We start from the raw sequence: 16,117 nt of genomic DNA on the forward strand, positions 1-16,117 counted from the left end.
GACAATGGCAAGAAAGTATTTCGGTACCGATGGTGTGCGCGGCAAGGTTGGCGAATACCCGATCACCCCTGATTTTGTAATGAAATTGGGTTGGGCTGCCGGCAAAGTGCTCTCCAAGAAGGGCACCAAAAAGGTGCTGATTGGCAAAGATACCCGCATCTCCGGTTACATGCTGGAATCCGCGCTGGAAGCGGGGCTCTCTGCGGCAGGCCTCAAGGCCATTCTGATGGGACCCATGCCCACGCCAGCGGTTGCCTACCTGACTCGCACTTTCCGTGCCGAAGCTGGCATCGTCATCAGCGCTTCCCACAACCCCTTCTATGACAACGGCATCAAGTTTTTCTCCGCCGATGGCACCAAGCTGCCCGATGATGTCGAGCTGGCTATCGAAGCCGAGCTGGATCACGAGCTCAAGTGTGTCGAGTCTGCCGAACTTGGCAAAGCGGTGCGCATTGATGATGCCGCCGGTCGCTATATCGAATTCTGCAAGAGCACCTTCCCCTCCCACATGAATCTGGATGGGGTGAAAATGGTGGTCGACTGTGGCCACGGGGCGACTTATCACATTGCGCCTTCGGTTTTCCGCGAGCTGGGTGCTGAAGTGATCACCATGGGCTGCGCCCCGGATGGCCTCAACATCAACGATGGTGTCGGTTCGACTGCGCCTGACGCTCTGGTTGCCAAGGTGCTGGAGTGCAAGGCCGACCTGGGGGTTGCCTTTGATGGTGATGGTGACCGTCTGATCATGGTTGACCATACCGGCTATCTCATCGACGGTGATGAAGTGCTCTATATCATCGCACGCGATGCTCTGCGCAATGGTCGCCTCAAAGGCGGTGTCGTCGGTACCCTGATGGCCAACATGGGTCTGGAGCTGGCGCTGCAAACCCTGGGCATCCCGTTTGCCCGTGCCAAGGTGGGTGACCGCTATGTGCTGGAGATGATGGAAGAGAAGGGCTGGCGCATCGGTGGCGAGAACTCCGGCCACATTATCTGTCTGGATCAGACCACTACGGGTGATGGCATCGTAGCCGCCTTGCAGGTGCTTACCGCCATGCGCAGTGCCGAGATGCCGCTGGCCAAGCTGCGCTCCGGCATGAGCAAGTTCCCGCAGGTTCTGGTGAATGTTCGTTTTGCCGAAGGCAAGGATCCGCTGGCCGCTGATGCTGTCATGGCTGAGGTTGCCAAGGTGGAACAGGAGCTGGCTGGTCGTGGTCGCGTACTGTTGCGTAAATCAGGTACCGAACCGCTGATCCGGGTCATGGTCGAAGGGGAGCATGAACAGCAGGTACGTGACATGGCTCAGCGCATCGCCAAGCAGGTTGAATCGGCGTTTTAATGAACAACCGGGGCGGCTTTTTAGCCGTCCTGGTTGTATCTTGTTCAAACGATTCAAAAATTTAAAAATAGCACTTGTCAGCTGAGCATCCTCTGGATATTATCAGCCCCGCTTTCGCAAGGGAGTTGCCGATGGGACATCGCAAGCCGTTTGTAGCAGCCAACTGGAAGTTGCACGGTAGTAGGTCGCAGTTAGAGCAGTTTACGAGTCAGTGCCTAAACGGCGTTGACGGAAAAGTAGATGTGGTTCTCTGTCCTTCCCATGTGCATCTCGACTTTAGCGCTTCACTGCTCAATGAGCAGAAGGTAATAAAGTTGGGGGCTCAGAATGTGAGTCAGCACGCGACTGGCGCTTACACTGGAGAAATCTCGTGTCGGATGCTGGTAGAGGCAGGGTGTCGTTACGTATTGGTAGGGCACTCCGAGCGTAGGCGTCTCTTTGGTGAGACCAGTTTTATCGTCGCAGAGAAGTTTGCGGCAGCCAGAGCGGCAGGCTTGATTCCCATCCTCTGTTTAGGTGAATCAGGTGCGGCTAGGCAGGCGAGAAGAGCCTTCGAGGTGATCGCTGAAGAGCTGGATATCGTCATAGAGAAAAATGGCGCGATGGCTTTCGATAATGCTATCATCGCCTACGAGCCGATTTGGGCTGTAGGTACAGGTAAATGCGCCACACCCGAGCAGGCACAAGAGGTTCATTCCTTTATACGTGGTCGCTTGGCGGAGGATACTCCGGTAATAGGTGAGAAAGTTAGAATCATCTATGGTGGGAGCGTAACGCCGAGCAACGCGAGAGACTTGTTTGCACAGCCCGACATTGATGGCGGACTGATTGGCGGAGCAAGCCTCGATAGCGATGCGTTTTTAGGAATTGTTGAAGCGGCAAAGGGTGCAAGTTAAATGTACGAGATTCTTTTAGTCGTTTATCTGCTGGTTTCACTGGCTCTGATTGGTCTGGTGATGATTCAGCAAGGTAAAGGGGCTGATATGGGCGCCTCCTTCGGCGCAGGGGCATCGAACACAGTATTCGGCTCCGGTGGTTCAGGCAGCTTCCTGACCCGAACAACAGCAATTTTGGCTACTCTGTTTTTCGTTATCAGCCTAGTGCTCGGTTCTATGTCCAGCAACAAGGTCAAGCAGGGTAGTGAGTGGGAAAATCTGCAACAAACCCAACAGGTTGAGCAGACCAAAGCGCCAGTGAAGAAAGATACTGACGTTCCCGAGTAAGAGTTTTGCCGTGGTGGTGGAATTGGTAGACACGCTATCTTGAGGGGGTAGTGCTCTAGGGTGTGCGGGTTCGAGTCCCGCCCACGGCACCAATTAAGCAGTGAGCTCGGGAAACCGAGTGTATTATAGCCAGTCAGTCTTGTATCGAGAGAGTGAAGTGGCTATAATCTCGCACGATTTCGGACGCGGGGTGGAGCAGCATGGTAGCTCGTCGGGCTCATAACCCGAAGGTCGTCGGTTCAAATCCGGCCCCCGCAACCAAATTTCACGCATTTCCTACGCTCAGGAAGGCGGTCGCTGCGAGGCGACAATCAGGGTAAAGCGCCAAGCCCCGATTTGACATCGGGGCTTTTTGTTATGTGCAATTTACTCTGAATCGATATCTATCTGGGCTTTATGCCCTTTTTTTGTTTTTCGGAGGGTGACTTTGGCTACGTTGGAACAACGTTTGACCGATCTGCTCGAGGCTCCGGTCGTTGCCTTGGGTTTTGAACTTTGGGGTATTGAGTTTATCCGTGCGGGTAAACACTCCACCTTGCGTGTCTATATCGACGGCGAGCAGGGTGTGACTGTCGAGAACTGTGCTGAGGTCAGCCATCAGGTTGGCGCCATCATGGACGTCGAAGATCCCATCACCGAGGAGTATTACCTCGAGGTATCCTCCCCCGGCCTGGATCGTCCCCTGTTCAAGGTTGCCCATTTCGAAAAATACGTTGGCCAAGAGGCGGCGGTAACGCTTCGGATGGCAACAAACAACCGCCGCAAGTTCAAAGGCGTAATCAAAGCTGTGCAAGGCGACATGATCACCCTGACAGTAGATGGTAAGGACGACGTGTTGGCTTTCACCAATATCCAAAAAGCGAACATAGTGCCGAACTTTGGTTAACGAGGCTATCGGATATGAATAAAGAGATTTTGCTGGTCGTTGACGCAGTATCCAACGAGAAAGCGGTACCCCGCGAGAAGATCTTCCAGGCTCTGGAAACCGCGCTGGCGACTGCGACCAAGAAGAAATATGAAGGCGAGATTGAGGTTCGGGTCGAAATCGATCGCAAGACCGGTGACTACGACACTTATCGCCGCTGGGTAGTCATTGCGGATCAAGCCGCGATGGAGAACCCCTATGCTGAAATCACCCTGGAAGCGGCACAAATTGATCAGCCGGAAATCCAGATCGGTGAGTATGTTGAAGACCAGATCGACTCTGTGACCTTCGACCGTATCACTACCCAGACCGCCAAGCAGGTTATCGTGCAGAAAGTGCGCGAAGCCGAGCGTTCACAAGTAGTTGATCAGTTTAAAGATAAAGAAGGCACCATCATCAGTGGTGTGGTCAAGAAGAGTAACCGCGACAACGTCATCCTGGATCTGGGCAGCAATGCTGAAGCCGTGATCTTCCGTGATGACATGCTGCCGCGTGAAACCTTCCGCCCGGGCGATCGTGTCCGTGGTCTGCTGTATGCAGTGCGTCCGGAAGCCCGTGGTTCCCAGCTGTTTGTCAGCCGTTCTAGCCCGGACTTCCTGAAAGAGCTGTTCCGTATCGAAGTACCGGAGATCGGTGAAGAGATGATCGAAATCATGGGCGCTGCCCGTGATCCGGGTTCCCGCGCCAAGATCGCGGTGAAGACCAACGATCGTCGTATCGACCCGATCGGTGCCTGTATCGGTATGCGTGGTGCCCGTGTGCAAGCAGTCTCCGCCGAGCTGAGCGGTGAGCGTGCCGACATCGTGCTGTACGATGACAACCCGGCCCAGTACGTGATCAATGCCATGGCACCTGCCGATGTGGCCTCCATTATCGTTGATGAAGACAACCACACCATGGATATCGCCGTGGAAGCTGCCAACCTGGCTCAAGCCATCGGTCGCAATGGTCAGAACGTGCGTTTGGCCTCCCAGCTGACCGGTTGGGAGCTGAACGTGATGACCGTTGAGGACATGCGTGCCAAGCACCAGGCCGAAAACGACCGCATCATGAACCTGTTCACCAGCACCCTGGACATCGACGACGATTTCGCCGGTCTGCTGATGGAAGAGGGCTTCTCTACCCTGGAAGAGATCGCCTTTGTACCGGTCAACGAGCTGCTGGCTATCGACGGTCTGGATGAAGACATGGTCGAAGAGCTGCGCAAGCGCGCGAAAGATGCCCTGACTACCAAGGCACTGGCCAAAGAAGAGTCTTTCGATGGCGTTGAGCCGTCCGAAGAGCTGCTCAATCTGAACGGTCTGAGCCGCGAACTGGCTTACGCTCTGGCGGGCCGTGGCGTGGGCACCCTGGAAGATTTGGCTGAGCAAGGTATCGATGACCTTGCTGATATTGAAGGGCTGACTGCCGAGAAGGCAGGTGAGCTCATTATGGCTGCTCGTAATATCTGTTGGTTCGGAGAAGAGCAGTCCGAGTAAGATCAAACGGAGGAAAATGAATGGCAGAAGTATCAGTCAAACAACTTGCCACTGACATCGACACACCGGTTGATCGTCTTCTCCAGCAGTTTGTCGATGCCGGTATCAGCAAGAGCAAGGCCGACGACATGGTCAGCGAGTCTGAGAAACAGGCTCTGCTGGCACACCTGAAGAAACAGCATGGAGGTGACGAGGTCGCCGCTCCTGCCCGCATGACCTTGCAGCGCAAGACCAAGAGCACCATCAGTGTTCAGGGTACTGGCGGCAAGAACAAGGAAGTGCAGGTAGAAGTGCGCAAGTCTCGTACCTATGTAAGACGCTCGGCGCTGGAAGATGAACAGCGTCAGGCGGAAGCCGAGGAAACAGCGCGTTTGGAAGCAGAAGAAAAAGCTCGTCGCGAGGCCGAAGAGAAGGCTCGCCTCGAAGCTGAAGAGAAGGCTCGCCGTGAGGCTGAGCAAGCTCGTCGTGAAGCTGAGGAAAAGGCGCGGATCGAGGCACAATCAAAGGCTCGACAGGCTTCACAGCCCGCCAAAGCAGCCAGTAGCACAGCTCAGCAAGAGGCAGAAAAGATGGCCAAGCGCGAAGCAGAAGAACTGAAGCGCCAACAGGAACAAACAGCTTTGAAAAAAGCTGAAGAACTCGCCGCGAAGAAAGCCGAAGAGGCTCGTCTCATGGCGGAACAGAACGCAGCCCGCTGGGCTGAAGAAGAGGCCGCTCGCGCCAAAGAGAGCAGCGACTACCATCTGACCACCAACAAGCATGCGCAAGCCGCAGAAGACGAGTTGGATCGGAAAGAAGAGACCAGCCGCCGCACTGCCGCAGCTGCCAAGGCACCGAAGAAAGCCGGTCGTCGTGAAGATGATCGCGACTCTCGCAACCCGCGTGCCCGCAAAGGCAAGCGCGGCAAGGTCGCCATGCCGAACGCCATGAAGCACGGCTTCAACAAGCCGGCTGCCGTGGTGAACCGCGACGTCGTCATCGGCGAGACCATCACTGTGGCCGAGCTGGCCAACAAGATGGCCGTCAAGGGCGTTGAAGTCATCAAGGTGATGATGAAGATGGGTGCCATGGCCACCATCAACCAGGTGATCGACCAGGAGACCGCTCAGCTGGTCGCCGAGGAGATGGGTCACAAGGTTGTGCTGCGTCGTGAGAACGAGCTGGAAGAGGCGGTACTGTCCGATCGTGACGAGACCTCCGAAGCCAAGCCGCGCGCACCGGTCGTGACCATCATGGGTCACGTTGACCACGGTAAGACCTCGCTGCTCGACTACATTCGTAAAGCCAAGGTTGCTGCTGGCGAAGCCGGTGGTATTACCCAGCATATCGGTGCTTACCACGTCCAGACCGACAGTGGCATGATCACCTTCCTGGATACTCCGGGTCACGCGGCGTTTACCTCCATGCGTGCTCGTGGTGCCAAGGCGACCGATATCGTTGTTCTGGTTGTTGCAGCTGACGACGGCGTGATGCCGCAAACCATCGAAGCTATCCAGCACGCCAAGGCTGCCGGTGTGCCGCTGGTTGTTGCGGTCAACAAGATCGACAAGCCTGAAGCGGATCCGGATCGCGTCAAGACCGAACTGGCCCGTTACAACGTCATGTCCGAAGATTGGGGTGGAGACTGCCAGTTCGTGCACGTGTCCGCCAAGTCTGGCGAAGGCATCGACGACCTGCTGGAGGCCATCCTGATCCAGGCTGAAGTACTGGAGCTGAAAGCGGTGGTTGATGGCATGGCCAACGGCGTCGTGATCGAATCCTTCCTGGATAAAGGTCGTGGTCCGGTTGCGACCGTACTGGTTCAAGAAGGTACTCTGCGTCAGGGCGACATCGTTCTGTGTGGTCTCGAGTACGGCCGTGTTCGCGCCATGCGTGACGAACTGGGTCGCGAGATCAAGGAAGCGGGTCCGTCCCTGCCGGTGGAAATCCTGGGTCTGTCCGGCGTTCCCTCTGCCGGTGACGAAGCCACCGTTGTCCGTGACGAGAAGAAAGCCCGTGAAGTGGCGCTCTATCGTCAGGGCAAGTTCCGCGAAGTCAAGCTGGCTCGCCAGCAGAAGGCCAAGCTGGAAAACATGTTCGCCAACATGACCGAGGGCGAAGTGTCCGAAGTGAACGTGGTGATCAAGGCCGACGTACAAGGTTCTGTGGAAGCGATCTGCGATGCGCTGGTAAAACTCTCCACCGACGAAGTGAAGGTGAAGATCGTGGGTTCCGGCGTAGGTGGTATCACCGAAACCGACGCGACCCTGGCTGCTGCTTCCAGCGCCATCCTGGTTGGTTTCAACGTCCGTGCCGACGCATCTGCGCGCAAGGTCATCGAATCCGAGAGCCTGGATCTGCGTTACTACTCCGTCATCTATGACCTGATCGACGAAGTGAAGCAGGCCATGAGCGGCAAGCTGGCCCCTGAGTATCGTCAGGAAATCATCGGTCTGGCTGAAGTGCGTAGCGTCTTCAAGTCTCCGAAGTTCGGCGCAGTTGCCGGCTGTATGGTTACCGAAGGTGTGGTCAAGCGTTCCAACCGTATCCGCGTTCTGCGTGACAACGTGGTTATCTATGAAGGCGAGCTGGAATCCCTGCGCCGCTTCAAGGATGACGTCAACGAAGTTCGCAACGGCTACGAGTGTGGTATCGCGGTCAAGAACTACAACGACGTGCGCGAAGGCGACCAGATCGAAGTTTACGAGACTGTTGAAATCCAACGGACTCTGTAAGCCGAGAGTTAGACAAAATAGGGGGCCGCGGCCCCCTTTTATCGCAGGATAGAATATGGCCAGAGAATTCAGCCGGACCCGTCGGGTCGGACAGCAGATCCAGCGTGAAATCGCGCTGATCCTGCAGCGCGAGGTGAAAGACCCGCGCATCGGCATGGTGACTGTTTCCGATGTGGAAGTGTCCCGTGACCTCAACTATGCCAAGATTTACGTCACCTTCTTGCAGCTGGAAAATGATGCCGAGCGCATCAAGGAAGGCTTGCAGGGTCTGACCGAAGCAGCCGGATATATCCGTAGTCTGCTGGGCAGTGCCATGCGTCTGCGCGTGGTGCCCGAGCTGCGTTTCTACTACGACCAGACCCTGGTCGAGGGGATGCGTCTCTCCAACCTGGTGACCAACACTGTGCGTGAAGACAAGCGTCGCATGGCCGAATCTGGCCGTGACGAAGAAGCTGAATCCGCACCGGATGACACGACTGAGGATAAAGCCTGAGATGACCCGAAGACGTCGTTTCAAGGGCCGTGATGTGCACGGCATTCTGCTGCTGGACAAGCCGACCGGCCTGACCTCCAACGATGTGTTGCAGAAGGTCAAGCGCATCTACAACGCCGCCAAGGCCGGTCACACCGGCGCACTGGATCCGCTGGCGACCGGCATGCTGCCGATCTGCCTCGGCGAGGCCACCAAGTTCTCCCAGTATCTGCTGGAAGCGGACAAACGCTATGAGGTGACCGCCAAACTGGGCGAACGCACCAACACCAGCGACTCCGACGGTGAGGTGGTCTCCACCCGTCCGGTGAACGTGGCTGTCGGTACCCTGATCGAGGCGCTGGACCAGTTCCGCGGCCCCATCATGCAGGTGCCGTCCATGTACTCCGCGCTCAAGCACAACGGCCGTCCGCTCTACGAGTATGCCCGCGAAGGCATCGAGATCGAGCGTGAAGCCCGTCCCATCACCGTATTCGAGCTCAAACTGCTGAGCTTTGAAGGTGATGAGGTGCGCCTTGAAGTGCACTGCAGCAAGGGCACCTACATCCGCTCTCTGGTGGATGATCTGGGTGAAGTGCTGGGTTGTGGCGCCCACGTGACCCAGTTGCGTCGTACCCAGGTGGCCAGCTATCCGTACGAGCGGATGCTGACTCTGGAGCAACTCGAGTGCATCTTCGAGCAGGCCAAGGCCGAGAGCATCCCGCCGCGCGAGCAGCTGGATCCGCTGTTGCTGCCGATGGACACCGCCGTAGCAAGCTTGCCCGAGGTGAACATGCTGGCGGTTGTGGCTGCCTATGTGAATCAGGGCCAGGCCGTGCAGGTGGCAGGTGCGCCGCAAAGCGGTCAGGTTCGCATGACGGTCGGCCCGGAGCGCGAGTTCATCGGGGTTGGCGAGATTGATGATGATGGCCGCGTAGCTCCCAAGCGACTGGTGCGTTATCACGACGAGGAGTGATCCTCAGGCGGTATCAGCGCGTCTTTCCCGTTTCGCCTCTTTATCGTTGCGAAAAGGGGCGGGGACGATTATGATACCGCCCTCATTTCACGGCTGAATTAGAGATTGGCTGTGAACCTTTAAACACTCTACTGGAGTATTACCATGTCTCTAAATGCTGAGATCAAAGCTCAAATCGTTGCTGACAACGCTCGTTGCGCCAACGACACCGGTTCCCCCGAAGTGCAAGTTGCCCTGCTGACTGCCCAGATCAACCATCTGCAAGGTCACTTCAAAGAGCACTCCAAGGACCACCACGGTCGTCGCGGTCTGCTGCGCATGGTTTCCCAGCGTCGTAAGCTGCTGGACTACCTGAAGCGTAAAGATTCCGAGCGTTATGCTGCTCTGATCGCCAAGCTGGGTCTGCGTCGTTAATCGACCATCAGATTTCGCGAAAAAGGGGAACCGTCAGGTTCCCCTTTTTTATTGCTCTTCAAGCCGTTGCCTGCCTCACAGAATTCGCGTCGCCGCTTACCTTTTGCATCGAATCAAGTATACTTGTGCGCGAATTTAAAGAGCCAAATTGTAAAAAGGAAATTCACGTGAATCCTATTGTAAAGTCATTCCAGTACGGTCAACACACCGTCACTCTGGAAACCGGTGTGATGGCCCGTCAAGCCACTGCGGCCGTTATGGTCAGCATGGACGATACCTGCGTATTTGTGACCGTAGTCGGCAAGAAAGAGGCCGATCATGGCCGTGATTTCTTCCCGCTGACCGTCAACTACCAGGAGCGTACCTATGCTGCTGGTCGTATCCCGGGTGGTTTCTTCCGTCGTGAAGGCCGTCCGAGCGAAGGCGAGACCCTCATCTCCCGTCTGATCGACCGTCCTATTCGTCCGCTGTTCCCGGAAGGCTTCCTCAATGAGGTTCAGGTCGTTGCGACCGTAATGTCCGTGAATCCGGCCGTATCCCCCGACATCGTTGCCATGATCGGTGCCTCTGCTGCACTGGCCATCTCCGGTATCCCGTTTGGCGGCCCGATCGGCGCTGCTCGCGTGGGTTACATGAACGGTCAGTATGTGCTGAACCCGACCACCACCGAACTGCCGCAGAGCGATCTGGATCTGGTGGTTGCCGGTACTGCCAACGCGGTACTGATGGTTGAGTCCGAAGCGGCCATCCTCTCCGAAGAGGTAATGCTGGGTGCCGTGGTGTACGGTCACGAGCAGATGCAGACCGTGATCAATGCGATCAACGAGTTTGCCGCTGCCGTCGGCACCAAGCCGTGGGATTGGACTCCGCCTGCCGTCAACGAAGCGCTGAAAGCCAAGGTTGCCGAGCTGGCGAGCGCCGAACTGGGTGAAGCCTACCGCATCACCGAGAAGGCTGTTCGTTACGAAACCATCGCTGCCATCAAGGGTCGTGTGGTTGAGCAAGTTATCGCTTCTGGTGTGGAAGAAGATGCCAAGAAGATCGGCGAAGAGTTCCACAGCCTGGAAAGCCGCATCGTTCGTGGTCGCGTAGTACGTGGTGAGCCGCGTATCGATGGTCGCGATCCGGAAATGATCCGCGCCCTGAGCGTAGGTACCGGTATTCTGCCCCGTGCCCACGGTTCTGCCCTGTTCACCCGTGGTGAAACTCAGGCCATCGTGGTCGCCACTCTGGGGACCGAGCGTGATGCCCAGAACATCGACGAGCTGACCGGCAACCGTGCCGATCGCTTCATGCTGCACTACAACTTCCCGCCATACTGTGTCGGTGAGACCGGCATGATGGGTAGCCCGAAGCGTCGTGAAATCGGTCACGGCCGTCTGGCCAAGCGCGGCGTTGCCGCCGTGATGCCGAGCGCCGCCGAGTTCCCGTACGTGGTGCGCGTGGTCTCTGAAATCACCGAATCCAACGGCTCCTCCTCCATGGCGTCTGTTTGTGGTTCCTCTCTGGCGCTGATGGATGCCGGTGTGCCGATCAAGGCCTCCGTTGCCGGTATCGCCATGGGTCTGGTGAAGGAAGAAGAAGGTTTCGTCGTGCTGTCCGACATCCTGGGTGACGAAGATCACCTGGGCGACATGGACTTCAAAGTAGCCGGTACCACCGAAGGTGTGACCGCGCTGCAGATGGACATCAAGATCGAAGGCATCACCAAAGAGATCATGGAGATTGCGCTGAAGCAAGCTCGTGGCGCTCGTCTGCACATCCTGAAAGTGATGGATGAAGCTATCCAGGCTCCGCGTGCCCAGATCTCCGATTTTGCACCGCGTATCCACACCATCAAGATCAATCCTGAGAAGATCAAGGACGTGATCGGTAAGGGTGGTTCCGTGATCCGTGCGCTGACCGAAGAGACCGGCACCAACATCGAGCTGGATGATGACGGTACTGTACGTATCTCCGCCGTGGCCAACGAAGCCGCCATGGAAGCGATCCGTCGCATCGAGGCTATCACCGCCGAGATCGAAGTGAACCGCATCTATGAAGGTAAAGTTGTTCGTCTGGCCGATTTCGGTGCATTCGTCAACATTCTGCCGGGCAAAGATGGTCTGGTACACATCTCCCAGATCACCGATGCTCGCGTGCAGAACGTGGCTGACCACCTGACAATCGGTGACGTGGTCAAGGTGAAGGTACTGGAAGTGGACCGTCAGGGCCGTGTACGTCTCTCCATCAAGGAAGCGAACGCCCCGACCGAAGCAGCTGCACCTGCTGCTGACGCCGCTCCGGCCGCTGAAGAAGCGCCTGCTGCAGAGTAATCTACTCGCCTGATACCGGATTGGTTCCGGTTGATGTAAAAAGTCCGGCTCCCCAATGGGAGCCGGACTTTTTTATGGGCAAAACGCGCGATAAGGGATTACTTGCCGAGGATGGCGTACTGCATCTCTTGTAAGGGGAGCACATGGCGGGCGGCTCCCAGCTTGATCGCCTCCTTGGGCATGCCAAAGACCACGCAGGATGCCTCATCCTGGGCATACGTGTTGGCACCCGCATCCAGCATCTCGCGCAATCCCCGGGCTCCGTCATCCCCCATGCCGGTCATGATGATGCCGGTGGCATTCTTGCCGGCATATTTTGCAACGGAGCGAAACAGCACATCCACCGAGGGGCGATGGCGGTTGATAAGCGGCCCGTCGACTACCTCGACGTGATAGTAGGCACCGCTGCGTTTGAGCAGCATATGCTTGCCGCCGGGGGCAATCAGCGCCAACCCCGGTATCACCCGGTCATTGTTTCTCGCCTCCCGTACTTCTATCTGGCAGACCCCGTTCAGGCGTTCGGCAAACATGGCGGTAAATTTTTCCGGCATGTGCTGCACGATGACAATGCCGGGGCTGACCCGGGGCAAGGCAGTCAGCACGGCTTCCAGCGCCTGGGTGCCGCCGGTCGAGGTGCCGATGGCGATGAGCCGCTCTGTGGTTTGTGCCATGGCGTGCTGGTTGGGCGCCAGCATGGCATCCGCGTTGAGTTTGGTGCTGACCGGCACAGATGAGGGCTTGCCCACGCGCTTGAGGTTGGCCTGGGCCGCAGCACGTACCGCCATCGCCAGGTCGTGGGCAGATTCTTGCAGAAAGCTTTTTATCCCCATGGTCGGTTTGGTGATGATGTCCACCGCGCCGGCAGCCATTGCCTGCAGGGTGGTCTCGGCCCCCTTTTCGGTGAGGGAGGAGCAGATCACCACCGGGGTGGGATGCTCTGCCATGATCTTGGTGAGAAAAGTGATGCCATCCATACGGGGCATCTCCACATCGAGCACGATAACGTCAGGCCACTCTTTCTTCAGTTTTTCCTGTGCAAACAGGGGATCCGATGCCGTGGCGATCACCCGGATATCAGGCTCCTGCTCCAGCACTGCTTGCAATACCTGTCTGACCACGGCGGAATCATCCACCAGCATGACCCGGATCTGCTTCATTCTCGCGACTCCCGTTGATGTGGCAGACGATGATGGCGGAGCCAGACACTGCCGTTGCTGAGCTCAAAGAGCAAGCTTCGGTGGCCGCTATGGCCAAGATGATGAGCCTTGATATCAAGGCCAAGGTGTCGGGTCAGCTGCCAGGCTGCCTGAATATTTTTGGCGGCGACATTGTTGTCGCTCTGTGCGTATTGAGGCTCGGTAAACATGTTGCCACCCCCGAACAACTTGGCCTCATATTCATGGATAGGGGCGGGATAGTGACTGGCCGCTTGCAGCAGCAAGGCGAGGGCCTCATCGGCATAGCGCCCATCCAGCTTGGTTGAGGGATTGCGCCGACTTGGCAGCATGTAGTGACACATTCCTCCCTGTTTCTGCTCCGGATGCCACAATGTGATGGCAATACAGGAGCCCAGTACGGTTCTGACCACCACATCCTCCTTGCCAAAGAAGAGCTCTCCTGGTTGCAGGATCACCTCCCGTGCCATGACTTATCTCTTCTGATAGATGGAAGGAGAGACAAGCTGCAGGCCGTGGTGCAGGCCATGTAGGCTCTCGGCGTGGCTCACCAGCAGGTAGCCACCGGGTTTGAGTCTGGGTACCAGCCGCTGCAAAACTTGCCCTTTGGTCTCCTTGTTGAAGTAGATCATCACGTTTCTGATGAAGATGACGTCAAACATGCCGATGTCTGGCAGATCCTGATTGAGGTTGATCTGCATGAACTGCACCTTGTCCCGCAACTTGCGATCGATGATGAAGATGCCCTCCTGCAGGCCCACACCCTTGAGGCAATATTTCATCAAAAAGGGCAGTGGAATATTTTGCGCCCGCTCGATGGGGTAGCGACCGCTCATCGCCTGTTCCAGTACCCGGGACGAGATATCGGAGGCCAGGATCTCCCAGTTGAAGGTGCTGCGTTTTTCCGCGAGGGTCATGGCCAGACTGTAGGGCTCCTCGCCAGATGAACTGGCGGCACTCCAGACTCGCAGCGATTGCTCTGGCGGGAGGGTTGAGACTATCTCCCGCGTCAGAAACTCGAAGTGTTTGGGCTCCCTGAAAAAGTAGGTTTCGTTGGTGGTAAGGAGATCGAGCGCCAGCTGCAGTTCGCTGCTGCGATCGTTCATGATGAGCTGGAAGTAGTCGTCATAACTATCCAGCTCATAGTGGCAGAGTCGCTTCGCCAGGCGGCTGGCTACCAGCGCCTTCTTGGCCGGAGACAGCTCTATCCCCGCCGTTTGATGAAGCCAGCGTTGGAAACGGGAGAACTCATCATCATGCAGCTGGGTTTGATACAAAAACTATCCCTCTACCTGTGTTGTCGGAGATGGGAGAGGCAACGCCTCTCCCGTGACTAGAACCGGACAAAATCGCCATCGCCCGTGGGGCGTTGGACTGTGGTGGCTCGTTCCCGACTGTTGGCCGTGCTCTCGTTCATAAAGCGACCTCGGGTATTGGGGTGAAGATGCGAGGTGGCTGCTTTACCTTCTTTGGTGTGGGCCTCCAGGGTAAAGAACTCCATGGCCAGCTGCAGCTGTTCAGCCTGGCTGCTCATCTCTTCTGCTGTGGCAGCCAGCTCTTCGCTGCAAGAGGCATTCTGCTGGGTAACCTGACTCAGCTGGTTCATGGCCTGATTGATCTGGCTGACACCGGTGGATTGCTCAACCGAAGCGGCACTGATCTCCTGAACCAGATCCGAGGTCTTGTTGATTGAGGGCACCATTTGATCGAGCAGGCGACCTGCTTTTTCCGCCATCTCGACACTGCTGGAGGCCAGCTCGCCAATCTCCTGTGCTGCCACCTGGCTGCGTTCGGCCAGTTTGCGCACTTCTGCCGCCACTACGGCAAAGCCTTTGCCGTGATCGCCTGCCCGCGCCGCTTCGATAGCTGCGTTGAGTGCCAACAGATTGGTCTGGTAGGCGATGTCATCGATGATGCCAATCCGTCTGGCGATCTGCTTCATGGCATCCACAGTCAGTTTGACCGCTTCTCCTCCCTCTACGGCCTCTTTGGCTGCCTTGCTGGCCATGCCATCGGTGACCTGGGCATTGTCGGTATTCTGGTTGATGCTGGCGCTCATCTGCTCGATGGAAGCGCTGGTCTCCTCCATGCTGGAAGCTTGTTCACTGCTGGATTGGCTGATCGACTGGGCGGTCGCGCTTACCTGCTCGGCGGCACTGGAGAGGTTGTCAGAGGCGCCGCGCACTTCGGTGACGATGTTGGTGAGCGAAGCGATGGTCTTGTTGAGCGCATCCTTGGTGGTGCCAAACACGCCAGGGTAGTCCGCCTCAATCTGTTGGGTCAGATCACCTTTTGCCAAACATTGCACGACCCGGATGACGTCGTTGAGGGTGCTGTCGATCACTTCGGCAATCTGGTTGATCCCTTCTCCCATCGCCTGAAAGAAGCCGCTCTTGCCAGCAAGTTCCATCCTGCGGTGCAGCTCGCCATTGATCACGGCCTGCACAATGTCGGACATCTCTTTCTCTATCATCACCTCCTTGGTTCTGTCGGCCCATTCGACCACGGATCCCAACCGTTCTCCGGTATCGTTGAAGACCGGATTGGCGATCAGGGAGAAGGTGCGCCCCCCCAGCTGTATCTGGGTGCGGTAGGTGCTGTTGAGTTTGGCCAGCATGGCGCGCTGATGGCCGGGATTTTTATGAAAGCTGTCGATGTTGGCGCCCATCAGCTGATTGGCGTTGAAGCTGTATAGCTCTTTCTTGATGTCGGTCTCGGCCTGATTGAGCATGCCGGTCACTGCCTCGTTCATATAGATAATGTCGAGGTTGGTATCGGCAATCATCACGTTGGTGCTGGCGCAGTCGAGTGCTTTGCGAACCAGCTGGTTCTCATGGAGCAGCACCTGGTTCTTTTTAATGTCGTTGCGGCTCTGTTCCAGCTTGTCGCTGAGCAAGGTGACCACCTCGTTGATGGCATGTCCTACTTCACGCAAGGGGCTATCCATACCGGAAAGATCGAGTGGTGCTGGAACCTGCTCTGCCAGGACTGCGTGTTGCAGCTGGCCGATTGCGTCGAGTAACTGGGTCCGCTGCCTCACTTCGGTGGCATTGTCTCCGAAGAGTTTTCCTAAGAGTGATTGGGTCATG

At 56.8% G+C, this 16,117-nt stretch carries 14 protein-coding genes and 2 tRNA genes; 12 read left to right on the forward strand and 4 right to left on the reverse strand.

What is annotated here, in order from left to right; translation table 11 throughout:
* Positions 1-4 precede the first annotated feature (4 nt).
* The 12 genes from glmM (at position 5) to pnp (ending at position 11,853) form a co-directional block, all read left to right on the forward strand.
* Positions 5-1,339, forward strand: a complete 1,335-nt coding sequence (gene glmM, locus OKB77_RS00700; RefSeq protein ID WP_005338823.1) for a phosphoglucosamine mutase — start codon at positions 5-7, stop codon at positions 1,337-1,339.
* A gap of 131 nt (positions 1,340-1,470) precedes the next feature.
* Positions 1,471-2,235, forward strand: a complete 765-nt coding sequence (tpiA, locus tag OKB77_RS00705) for a triose-phosphate isomerase (RefSeq protein ID WP_107682538.1) — start codon at positions 1,471-1,473, stop codon at positions 2,233-2,235.
* The gene (gene secG / locus OKB77_RS00710) at positions 2,236-2,562 is read left to right on the forward strand and encodes a preprotein translocase subunit SecG (protein WP_005338811.1); all 327 of its coding nucleotides are present in this window, start codon (positions 2,236-2,238) and stop codon (positions 2,560-2,562) included.
* A 7-nt stretch (positions 2,563-2,569) separates the two neighbouring features.
* A tRNA-Leu gene (locus OKB77_RS00715) sits at positions 2,570-2,654 on the forward strand.
* A gap of 92 nt (positions 2,655-2,746) precedes the next feature.
* Positions 2,747-2,823 (forward strand) — tRNA-Met (locus OKB77_RS00720).
* A 166-nt stretch (positions 2,824-2,989) separates the two neighbouring features.
* Complete coding sequence (gene rimP, locus OKB77_RS00725) at positions 2,990-3,448, forward strand: ribosome maturation factor RimP (protein WP_005338809.1); 459 nt, start codon at positions 2,990-2,992, stop codon at positions 3,446-3,448.
* A gap of 14 nt (positions 3,449-3,462) precedes the next feature.
* Positions 3,463-4,965: a transcription termination factor NusA gene (gene nusA, locus OKB77_RS00730; protein WP_005338808.1), complete on the forward strand. Its 1,503-nt coding sequence runs from the start codon at positions 3,463-3,465 to the stop codon at positions 4,963-4,965.
* 20 nt (positions 4,966-4,985) lie between these two features.
* Positions 4,986-7,679: a translation initiation factor IF-2 gene (gene infB / locus OKB77_RS00735; RefSeq protein WP_005338806.1), complete on the forward strand. Its 2,694-nt coding sequence runs from the start codon at positions 4,986-4,988 to the stop codon at positions 7,677-7,679.
* Between the two features lie 55 nt (positions 7,680-7,734).
* Positions 7,735-8,172 (forward strand): 30S ribosome-binding factor RbfA, encoded by a 438-nt coding sequence (gene rbfA, locus OKB77_RS00740; RefSeq protein ID WP_005338799.1) that lies wholly within the window; start codon positions 7,735-7,737, stop codon positions 8,170-8,172.
* Between the two features lies 1 nt (position 8,173).
* Positions 8,174-9,124, forward strand: a complete 951-nt coding sequence (truB, locus tag OKB77_RS00745; RefSeq protein WP_005338798.1) for a tRNA pseudouridine(55) synthase TruB — start codon at positions 8,174-8,176, stop codon at positions 9,122-9,124.
* A 144-nt stretch (positions 9,125-9,268) separates the two neighbouring features.
* A complete protein-coding gene (rpsO, locus tag OKB77_RS00750) occupies positions 9,269-9,538 on the forward strand; it encodes a 30S ribosomal protein S15 (protein WP_005338797.1) in 270 nt (89 codons plus the stop codon).
* 167 nt (positions 9,539-9,705) lie between these two features.
* Positions 9,706-11,853, forward strand: coding sequence for a polyribonucleotide nucleotidyltransferase (pnp, locus tag OKB77_RS00755; RefSeq protein ID WP_005338796.1), 2,148 nt, complete (start codon positions 9,706-9,708; stop codon positions 11,851-11,853).
* Positions 11,854-11,951: 98 nt separating this feature from the next.
* On the opposite strand, the gene OKB77_RS00760 is transcribed toward pnp, so the two are convergent.
* From OKB77_RS00760 to OKB77_RS00775, 4 genes are read right to left on the reverse strand one after another with little or no spacing between them, the layout of a single operon-like run.
* Complete coding sequence (locus tag OKB77_RS00760; RefSeq protein WP_005338795.1) at positions 11,952-13,010, reverse strand: protein-glutamate methylesterase/protein-glutamine glutaminase; 1,059 nt, start codon at positions 13,008-13,010, stop codon at positions 11,952-11,954.
* Positions 13,007-13,498, reverse strand: coding sequence for a chemoreceptor glutamine deamidase CheD (cheD, locus tag OKB77_RS00765; protein WP_064338650.1), 492 nt, complete (start codon positions 13,496-13,498; stop codon positions 13,007-13,009). Before cheD ends, OKB77_RS00760 begins: the two co-directional genes overlap by 4 nt.
* Positions 13,499-13,501: 3 nt before the next feature.
* Positions 13,502-14,305, reverse strand: coding sequence for a CheR family methyltransferase (locus tag OKB77_RS00770; protein ID WP_064338649.1), 804 nt, complete (start codon positions 14,303-14,305; stop codon positions 13,502-13,504).
* A gap of 56 nt (positions 14,306-14,361) precedes the next feature.
* On the reverse strand, positions 14,362-16,116 hold the full coding sequence (locus OKB77_RS00775) for a methyl-accepting chemotaxis protein (protein ID WP_064338648.1): 1,755 nt from the start codon (positions 16,114-16,116) through the stop codon (positions 14,362-14,364).
* Position 16,117: the final 1 nt, after the last annotated feature.

The sequence above is a fragment of the Aeromonas sp. Y318-3 genome, from assembly GCF_027706185.1.
Taxonomy (GTDB): domain Bacteria; phylum Pseudomonadota; class Gammaproteobacteria; order Enterobacterales; family Aeromonadaceae; genus Aeromonas; species Aeromonas veronii.

Coding starts and splice junctions, on each gene's coding strand:
- glmM (WP_005338823.1), top strand. CDS start 5: ATGGCAAGAAAGTATTTCGGTACCGATGGTGTGCGCGGCAAGGTTGGC.
- tpiA (WP_107682538.1), top strand. CDS start 1,471: ATGGGACATCGCAAGCCGTTTGTAGCAGCCAACTGGAAGTTGCACGGT.
- secG (WP_005338811.1), top strand. CDS start 2,236: ATGTACGAGATTCTTTTAGTCGTTTATCTGCTGGTTTCACTGGCTCTG.
- nusA (WP_005338808.1), top strand. CDS start 3,463: ATGAATAAAGAGATTTTGCTGGTCGTTGACGCAGTATCCAACGAGAAA.
- infB (WP_005338806.1), top strand. CDS start 4,986: ATGGCAGAAGTATCAGTCAAACAACTTGCCACTGACATCGACACACCG.
- rbfA (WP_005338799.1), top strand. CDS start 7,735: ATGGCCAGAGAATTCAGCCGGACCCGTCGGGTCGGACAGCAGATCCAG.
- truB (WP_005338798.1), top strand. CDS start 8,174: ATGACCCGAAGACGTCGTTTCAAGGGCCGTGATGTGCACGGCATTCTG.
- rpsO (WP_005338797.1), top strand. CDS start 9,269: ATGTCTCTAAATGCTGAGATCAAAGCTCAAATCGTTGCTGACAACGCT.
- OKB77_RS00760 (WP_005338795.1), bottom strand. CDS start 13,010: ATGAAGCAGATCCGGGTCATGCTGGTGGATGATTCCGCCGTGGTCAGA.
- cheD (WP_064338650.1), bottom strand. CDS start 13,498: ATGGCACGGGAGGTGATCCTGCAACCAGGAGAGCTCTTCTTTGGCAAG.
- OKB77_RS00775 (WP_064338648.1), bottom strand. CDS start 16,116: ATGACCCAATCACTCTTAGGAAAACTCTTCGGAGACAATGCCACCGAA.